Genomic DNA, 8,059 nt, shown 5'->3' with positions numbered 1-8,059 from the left:
GCGATATTTGCGGCGCGGCGCTGGCGCAGGGCTTCGAGAATGGCTCCGAAAGCGGTGTTGGGGCGGGTCGGATTGGCGGCATCTGCCTGAATATCGGGGTGATCGGGGCTGAAGGTGCCGGTTTTCGGGTCGATGTAATAGCCGCCCTCCGTCACCGTAAGGGAGACGATTTTCGTCGTGGCTTTTGCCATTTGCGCGATCAGCGCAGCATTTCCCGCCTCAATCGGTAGAAAATCAACCATCGCACCGATGACGCGGGCGGCAGCGTGGCCCTGATCAAGTTCGATCACCGACGAAAGCCAGTCCTGTGCGGCCAGCACCTCCCGCATTTTGGCATCACCGGGGCGGACACCTGCACCGACCAGACCAAAATCATGGCCGATCCCAAGCGCAAACAGATCGTCGAGATAGACGGCCTGATGCGCGCGGTGAAAATTGCCGCAGCCGATATGCACGATGCCGGGGCGCAGCGTGCTGCGATCATAGGCAGGGGTAGCGACGCTTTTCGGCAGCGCTGCAAGGCCAGCGGTATTCAGGTTTCCCATCAGCTCATCCAGTTCCCGCCGTCGACGTTATAGGTTTGGGCGACGATATATTCCGCCTCTGCCGAGGCGAGAAAAATCGCCATGCCGGTCAGGTCGGCCGCGGTGCCCATGCGGCCAAAAGGAACCGATGCGCCGACCTGTTTTTTCTTTTCACCGGGGGCAAGCCCTTCGGCAGCGGCGAATTTCGCATCCACCCCGTCCCAATGCGCACCATCGACCACGCCGGGGGCAATGGCGTTGACGTTGATCCCGTGTTTGATCAGATCAAGGCCCGCCGATTGGGTCAGGCTGATGACAGAGGCTTTGGTGGCGCAATAGATGCCAACCAGCGCCTCTCCGCGCCGCCCGGCTTGTGAGGCCATGTTGATGATCTTGCCGCCCCGGCCTTGCGCGATCATCAGTTTTGCGGCGGCTTGCAGGGTGAACAGAGTGCCGGCAACATTGATGGCGAACAACCGGTCGTAGCTGGCGCGGCTGATATCGACGATACCCGCCAGATCGAACAGTGCTGCGTTGTTGATCAGGATATCAAGACCTCCGGCCTTGGCCTGAACTGCTGCCATTGCCGCATCAATGCTTTTCTGATCCGTCACATCAAGATGGACGGCATAGGCTCCAGCACCGATTTCGGCGGCAGCGGCTTTCGCGCCGTCAAGGTCGATGTCAGCGATGGCGACCTGCGCGCCCTCCGCAACAAAGGCGGCGGCGAAGGCCTTGCCGATGCCGCGTGCGGCACCGGTGATCAACGCGGATTTTCCGGCGAGACGTTTCATGCGATGCGCACCCCGTCTGCGCCGAAGCGGTGAAGGTGGTTCGCATCCGGGGTCATCCAGATCGTATCACCATGTCCGACGTTCATTTGACCGCCGACCCGCACGGTCATGCCGCCATGGTCGGAGTTGACGTGCAGAAAGGTGTCAGAGCCGAGGTGTTCTGCCACGGTGACGCGGCCTTGCCATTCGCCGCTGTCCTTGGACACCGCGACGTGTTCCGGTCGAATGCCGATGGTTTCCACGCCTCTCGCTTTGGCGACAGCACCCGTCAGCAGGTTCATTTTCGGGCTGCCGATGAAGCCGGCAACAAAGGTATTGCGTGGGGTGCGATACAGCTCCAGCGGGCTGCCGACCTGTTCAATCCGGCCCGCGTGCAGGACGACGATCTTGTCGGCCATGGTCATCGCCTCCACCTGATCATGGGTGACATAAATCATCGTGGTTTTCAGCGTTTGGTGCAGTTCGGTGATTTCCAGGCGCATGTTGACGCGCAGCGCTGCATCAAGGTTGGACAGCGGCTCATCAAACAGGAACGCCGCAGGCTCGCGCACAATCGCGCGGCCAATCGCAACGCGCTGGCGTTGACCACCCGAAAGCTGACCGGGGCGACGTTCAAGGTAATCGCCAAGGTTCAAAACCTTGGCGGCCCCTTCGACCTTGGCGTCAATCGCGGCTTTCTCCATTCCGGCCATTTTCAGCGGAAAGGCGATGTTCTTGCGCACCGACATATGCGGGTAAAGCGCATAGGATTGGAACACCATCGCCAAACCACGCTTGGCGGGGCCAAGGTCGGTGGCGTCCTTGCCGTCAATCTTGATCGTGCCCGAGGAAATATCCTCCAACCCCGCGATCAGGCGCAGCAGGGTGGATTTGCCGCAGCCGGACGGGCCGACAAAGACCACAAACTCGCCTTCGCCAATCACCAGATCCAGCGGCGGGATCACTTGGGTTTCGCCAAAGCTCTTGGTCACTTTTTGCAGTTCAATCTGTCCCATTTTCGTTTCCTATTTCACTGCGCCGAAGGTCAGGCCGCGTACCAGTTGCTTTTGGCTGAACCAGCCCATGATCAGGATCGGCGCAATCGCCATGGTGGAGGCTGCCGAGAGTTTGGCGTAAAAAAGCCCTTCAGGGCTCGAGTAGCTGGCGATGAACGCCGTCAGGGGTGCTGCTTTCGCCGCGGTCAGGTTCAAGGTCCAGAACGCCTCATTCCATGCCAGAATGATGTTCAAAAGCATGGTGGAGGCGATACCCGGCACCGCCATCGGCGTTAGCACATAGATGATTTCAGAGCGCAGGTTCGCGCCGTCCATCCGGGCCGCTTCCAGAATTTCGCCGGGGATTTCCTTGAAATAGGTGTAGAGCATCCAGACCACGATCGGCAGGTTTATCAGCGTCAGGATGATCACCAACCCGCTGACGGTATCCAGCAATCCCAAATCGCGGAACATCAGATACATCGGCACCAAAACGCCAACGGCGGGCATCATCTTGGTTGACAGCATCCACATCAGGACATCCTTGGTCCATCTGCCTGGAATGAAGGCCATGGACCACGCTGCCGGAATTGCGATGATCAGGGCAAGCACGGTGGAGCCGACCGACATCACCACCGAATTCCAGAAGTGCCGGAAGTAGTCCGAGCGTTCCTGAACCGTCACATAATTCTCAAACGTCCAGTCAAAGAACAGGAACTTCGGCGGGCTGGCGATGGCGTCGGCTTCGGTCTTGAAGGAGGTGAGGATGGTCCAGAGGATCGGGAAGAATATCGCAAGCCCGATCCCCCAGGCGATGACCGTGACAATGGCCTTGCGGCGGGTGCTGACAGCGCGGGCCATGTTATGTCTCCAGGTTCTTGCCGATCATCCGCATCAGGAAGATCGCAACGATATTGGCCAGAATGACCGCGATGATGCCGCCTGCTGAGCCGCCGCCAACATCGAATTGCAACAGCGATTGCATATAGACGAGGTAGGTCAGGTTCGTGGTCGCAGTGCCGGGGCCGCCATTGGTGGTGACAAGGATTTCGGCAAAGGTGGACAGCAGGAAAATGGTCTGGATCAGGATCACCACTGTCACGGCGCGCGTCAGATGCGGCACCATGATATAGATGAAACGGTTGCCCCAGCTTGCGCCATCCATCTCGGCGGCTTCCAACTGTTCGCTGTCCAGCGATTGCATCGCGGTCAGCAGGATCAGGGTGGCAAAAGGCAGCCATTGCCACGCGACAATGATGATGATGGAAAACATCGGCGCCTGCGATAGAAAGTCAAAAGGTTGCAGTCCGACGGCCTTCGCGGCATAGGCAAAAAGCCCATTGACCGGGTTGAAGAACATATTTTTCCACACCAGCGCCGAAACCGTGGGCATCACGAAAAATGGCGCAATCACCAGAACCCGCACAATTCCCTGGCCCCAAAGGGGTTGGTCCAGCAGCAGGGCAAGGGCGATGCCGCCACCCACCGTGATGATCAGCACGCCCAGCACCAGAACCAGCGTGTTCTTGATCGAGGTGAAAAAGGCGGGATCAGTCAGGAAATACTTGTAATTGTCGAACCCGGCAAAGGCTTCGGTTCCCGGCATCAAAAGATTGTAGCGCAGGAACGAGAAGTAGATCGTCATCCCCAGCGGGACGATCATCCACAGCAGCAACAAAACAACTGCCGGTGAAATCATCAGTCGCGCCGCAGCGCGAGAGGCTTGCGTTGCCATTGGAAAGTTCCCTTGGTGATGACGGAGAAAAATTGTGGGGCCAACGCAATGGCCAGCCCCACAAGGCGACAGAAGGCTTACTTGATGTAGCCAGCCTTGGTCATCTCCCGCGTGGTCAGGTCTTGCGCGTTCTTCAGCGCATCCTCCAGCGAGGTGGTGCCAGCAAGGGCTGCCGAGAATTGCTGCCCAACGGCCGTGCCGATCCCTTGGAATTCCGGGATGGCGACAAACTGCACACCAACATAAGGCACCGGATCAACGGTCGGGTGCTGCGGGTCAGCGGAGTTGATGCTGTCCAGCGTCATCTTGGCAAACGGCACCTTCTGGTATTCCGGGTTCGCATAAAGCGAAGCACGGGTTCCCGGAGGCACGTTGGCCCAACCTTCTTTCGATGCGACCAGCGCCAGATATTCCTTGGAGGTTGCCCATTCCACGAATTTCTTGGCGGCGTCCACCTTTTGGGAACCTGCCGGGATGCCCAGGGACCAGGCCCAAAGCCAGTTGCCGCGCTTGCCAAGACCTTTATCGGGGGCAAGCGCGAAACCAACCTTGTCAGCCACGGTGGAATCCTTGCCGGTCACGAAAGAGGCCGCAACTGTCGCGTCGATCCACATGCCGCATTTGCCGGTCTGGAACAGCGCAAGGTTCTCGTTGAACCCGTTGTTCGAGGCACCCGGAGGGCCGTAGTTGTTCATCAGGTCGAGGTAGTCGGTCAAGGTGGCTTTCCACGCCTCGCTGTCGAACTGCGGCTTCCAGTCCATGTCGAACCACTTGGCACCGTAGGAATTGGACATGGCGGTCAGGAAGGCCATGTTCTCGCCCCAACCGGCCTTGCCCCGCAGACAGATGCCATAGATTTCGCCTGCCTTGTCGGTCATCGCGGCGGCAGCGGCCTTGATGTCATCCCAAGTTGGCGCATCTGGCATCGTCAACCCGGCTTTTTCCATCAGGTCTTTGCGATACATCACCATCGAGGATTCACCGTAGAACGGCGAGGCGTAAAGCTCCCCATCAACAGTCAGCCCGCCGCGGATCGCCGGCAGCAGGTCATCCACGTCATAGCTGGCCGGAAGGTCATTCAGGCTGACGAGCCAGCCTTGCTTGCCCCAGATCGGAACCTCATAGGTGCCGATGGTCAACACGTCGAACTGACCGCCCTTGGTGGCGATGTCGGTGGTAACCTTCTGGCGCAGGGTGTTTTCTTCCAATGTCACCCATTCGACCTTGATGTCGGGGTTCTTGGTGTTGAAATCATCCATCAGCCCCTGCATCCGGATCATGTCGCCGTTGTTCACAGTGGCAACGGTGATCGTGGTTTCGGCAAAAGCTGCGGTCGAAAATGCGCCGATGGCGCACGCGCCCATCAAGGCGCGAACTGTCTTGGTCATTGAATTCCTCCCTCGGTGTTTGAGCATATGCCCAGAACATGAATAATTATTCACTCAAGATCACACCTGCGTCAACAGAATTTTTCAACCTCGAAAACGGTAATGATTTCAGATCAAAAGCGCTTGGGCGGTGGCCTCATCGGTGACAAGCCCGTTGATGATATGGCCTTCCAGTGCCGCTTTTAACGCCCGAACCTTGCGCAGACCGGCGGCAATTCCGATCACCGGGGCAGGGCGATTCGGCTCCAGCCGGGCGCTGCCAAGACGGTCGGACAGACAGGTTTCAATGTATTTACCCTGCGCGTCAAACACCCAACCGGCAATCTCACCCGTCGCGCCAAGTGCCTGCATTTCGGCCAAGTCGGGGGCGCTGACAAAGCCATCGAGCAGCAGCGGCGCGTCATCGCCCATCTGCCCGACACCTACAAAGGTCACATCGGCGGCCTTTGCCAGATCAAATACAATCTGAGCCGGACGCAGACGCTGGAACATGGCGCGTTCGGCGGCGGTGTCAGAGATCACCGGCACGGGCATCGGGAAGTGCGGCGCACGAACCCGGTCTGAAATCCGGATGATGACATCGTAAAAACTGGCAGAGCCATCGGGGGCGATATTGCCGATCAGCGATACGATGCGGTGCTGTTCGGCAGTGATAGGCAGCATTTCATCGGCACAGGCGCGCAAGGCGCGCCCGGTGCCCAGGGCCATGATCAGGGGCTCGGTCCGGCGCAGATATTTCTCCATCAGGCCCGCGCCGACACCGGCGATGGCGCGGGTAGGGTCTCCGCCATCGCCCAAACTGGGCGCGACGCGCACCTCGCACAGACCAAAGCGGCGGGTAAGTTCCGCTTCCAATACCAGACAGGCCGCGATCTTGTGTTCCAGTCGCACATGCACCAGGCCGTCAGTCATCGCGCGGCTGACAAGGCGCTGCGCCCGCTGCCGCGAGACGCCGAGTTCCGTCGCAATCTGGTCTTGGGTCTTGCCGCCGACGTAATACATCCAACCGGCGCGCGCGGCCTCATCCTGAAGGCTGGCTTCGGGGTCGCTGCGGCTCATGCTGTGCTGTCCTTTTCGCGGGCGATGAAATCGGCGACACGTTGCGGGAAATCCGAGAAAGATGCAAACCGCAGATCGGGGCGGGCATCTTCGGGTTCGTCCGGCAGATCATCTTGCAGATGGCTGCCGCCGGTAAAACGCCAAACCGGCATCCCTGCGGCGCGTGCGGCTTTGATGCCGTTCAAACTGTCCTCGACGATCAGGCAGCGCGCGGGGGCAACGCCCATTTTGTGGGCGGCATACAAGAACAGGTCGGGCGCAGGTTTGCCATTTGTCACCTCGCTCGCCGTGAAAAGCCGATCGCCGACCAGATGCTGCAAACCTGTGATCTTCAGCGATTGCGCCACCCGCACGGGGCTGGAGGAGGTCGCAACACACCATGGCCACGCCAGATCGCGAAGCAGCGTTTCGACGTGGGGAATTGCCTTCAACTCCCGCTCAAAAATCGCAAGCAGGCGTCGGCGGTAGGTTTCTTCAAATTCGGGGCTGAGTTTCACGCCGAAATCCTGTCGGATCGTTGCCATCACCGTGGGATAACTGCGCCCCAGAAAATACCGCGCGACATAGGCCAGATCAATTTGAACGCCAAGCAATGCCAGTTCCGCAACCAGCATCCGGGCGGATATGATCTCACTGTCGATCAGCACACCGTCGCAGTCAAAGATGACCAGATCAATCATTCAGGCCCCCGTTTCGTGGCACATGAATTGCACGGTGCTGAAACAGAAGAAAGGGGGCGCGGTTCAGAACGAGGGCGGGGTGCAGGCTGAAATCAACTCACAAACCTCGGTGCCGGGGTTGCGGAAACGGTGCGGGATGCGGCTGTCAAAGCGATAGGCGCAGCCGGGTCCAAGCTCCCTCGTTTCGTCACCAACGGTGATCTCGATCCGGCCGGAAATCACAATTCCCGCTTCTTCCGATTCGTGGCTGTATTTTTCAACACCCGTGTCGGCATTGGGTGCATAACGTTCGTGAAGCATCTGGATAGCGTGCCCCGCACTGTTGCCGACCTGCCGCAAGGAAATGCCGGAACCGGCGCCGATATCGTGAAACAGCGCGACCGGGCCAAGTTCCGTCAACTCCGCGGGGGAAAAGAAAATCGGCTGCGCTTCATCGAATTCCAGCGCGAAAAACTCTGCCATGCTCAAGGGAATCGCGTCCAGCACACGTTTCAATGTGGCGACAGAAGGGGAGGAATGATTCTGTTCTATTTGCGAAATCAAACCATTTGTCACGCCCGATTTGCGCGCCAAAGCCCGTTGCGACAGTTTTCGTGAGGTGCGCAAATAGCGAAGCCGCTCCCCGACATTGATATCCCGCTTGGTCGAAATTTCAGGCAATTCTCAGGCTCCCTCGCAACTATTCTAAGCATTTTACCCAAGAAATCCAGTGTTTGTATGTTTTTTGTAAACACGGTTGATTATTATATTAAACGCCCCTAAGGTTGCTTCTGTTCGTTGAACGTCACTTGCCAAGGGTAAGGAAAGACTTGCGAAACCGCTCAGGTGTCGATCAATATGGACACGGAGCGACGAGGTGAATTGGAATTCGGGCTTGCGCTTCGGCTGCAAGTTTCAACCGTCCA

At 58.5% G+C, this 8,059-nt stretch carries 8 protein-coding genes and 1 pseudogene; all 9 read right to left on the bottom strand.

Going from position 1 to position 8,059, the window contains the following annotated elements; genetic code table 11:
* Positions 1 to 512, bottom strand: a pseudogene (locus L0H65_RS10065) (mannitol dehydrogenase family protein); the annotation flags it as partial.
* 32 nt (positions 513 to 544) lie between these two features.
* Positions 545 to 1,318: an L-iditol 2-dehydrogenase gene (locus L0H65_RS10060; protein WP_301458743.1), complete on the bottom strand. Its 774-nt coding sequence runs from the start codon at positions 1,316 to 1,318 to the stop codon at positions 545 to 547.
* The gene (locus L0H65_RS10055) at positions 1,315 to 2,313 is read right to left on the bottom strand and encodes an ABC transporter ATP-binding protein (RefSeq protein ID WP_301458742.1); all 999 of its coding nucleotides are present in this window, start codon (positions 2,311 to 2,313) and stop codon (positions 1,315 to 1,317) included. Before L0H65_RS10055 ends, L0H65_RS10060 begins: the two co-directional genes overlap by 4 nt.
* A 9-nt stretch (positions 2,314 to 2,322) precedes the next feature.
* Positions 2,323 to 3,153, bottom strand: coding sequence for a carbohydrate ABC transporter permease (locus tag L0H65_RS10050; protein WP_301458741.1), 831 nt, complete (start codon positions 3,151 to 3,153; stop codon positions 2,323 to 2,325).
* Position 3,154: 1 nt separating this feature from the next.
* Positions 3,155 to 4,027 carry a carbohydrate ABC transporter permease gene (locus L0H65_RS10045; RefSeq protein WP_301458740.1) on the bottom strand — a complete coding sequence of 291 codons (873 nt, stop codon included), beginning with the start codon at positions 4,025 to 4,027 and terminating at the stop codon, positions 3,155 to 3,157.
* Positions 4,028 to 4,104: 77 nt separating this feature from the next.
* Positions 4,105 to 5,415: a sugar ABC transporter substrate-binding protein gene (locus L0H65_RS10040; protein WP_301458739.1), complete on the bottom strand. Its 1,311-nt coding sequence runs from the start codon at positions 5,413 to 5,415 to the stop codon at positions 4,105 to 4,107.
* A 108-nt stretch (positions 5,416 to 5,523) separates the two neighbouring features.
* Entirely contained in the window at positions 5,524 to 6,474 is a 951-nt protein-coding gene (locus L0H65_RS10035) for a sugar-binding transcriptional regulator (RefSeq protein ID WP_301458738.1), read from the bottom strand.
* Complete coding sequence (locus L0H65_RS10030) at positions 6,471 to 7,154, bottom strand: HAD family phosphatase (protein WP_301458737.1); 684 nt, start codon at positions 7,152 to 7,154, stop codon at positions 6,471 to 6,473. Before L0H65_RS10030 ends, L0H65_RS10035 begins: the two co-directional genes overlap by 4 nt.
* A gap of 63 nt (positions 7,155 to 7,217) precedes the next feature.
* Positions 7,218 to 7,814, bottom strand: a complete 597-nt coding sequence (locus L0H65_RS10025) for a cupin domain-containing protein (RefSeq protein ID WP_301458736.1) — start codon at positions 7,812 to 7,814, stop codon at positions 7,218 to 7,220.
* Positions 7,815 to 8,059 lie beyond the last annotated feature (245 nt).

The sequence above is a fragment of the Pseudorhodobacter sp. genome (assembly GCF_030452865.1).
In the GTDB taxonomy this organism is placed as follows: Bacteria; Pseudomonadota; Alphaproteobacteria; order Rhodobacterales; family Rhodobacteraceae; genus Pseudorhodobacter.
This window is presented reverse-complemented; position numbering and strand designations above follow the sequence as displayed.

What these genes read in the sequence shown, in the direction of transcription:
- L0H65_RS10060 (WP_301458743.1), bottom strand. Translation starts at nt 1,318, where the DNA reads ATGAAACGTCTCGCCGGAAAATCCGCGTTGATCACCGGTGCCGCACGC.
- L0H65_RS10055 (WP_301458742.1), bottom strand. Translation starts at nt 2,313, where the DNA reads ATGGGACAGATTGAACTGCAAAAAGTGACCAAGAGCTTTGGCGAAACC.
- L0H65_RS10050 (WP_301458741.1), bottom strand. Translation starts at nt 3,153, where the DNA reads ATGGCCCGCGCTGTCAGCACCCGCCGCAAGGCCATTGTCACGGTCATC.
- L0H65_RS10045 (WP_301458740.1), bottom strand. Translation starts at nt 4,027, where the DNA reads ATGGCAACGCAAGCCTCTCGCGCTGCGGCGCGACTGATGATTTCACCG.
- L0H65_RS10040 (WP_301458739.1), bottom strand. Translation starts at nt 5,415, where the DNA reads ATGACCAAGACAGTTCGCGCCTTGATGGGCGCGTGCGCCATCGGCGCA.
- L0H65_RS10035 (WP_301458738.1), bottom strand. Translation starts at nt 6,474, where the DNA reads ATGAGCCGCAGCGACCCCGAAGCCAGCCTTCAGGATGAGGCCGCGCGC.
- L0H65_RS10030 (WP_301458737.1), bottom strand. Translation starts at nt 7,154, where the DNA reads ATGATTGATCTGGTCATCTTTGACTGCGACGGTGTGCTGATCGACAGT.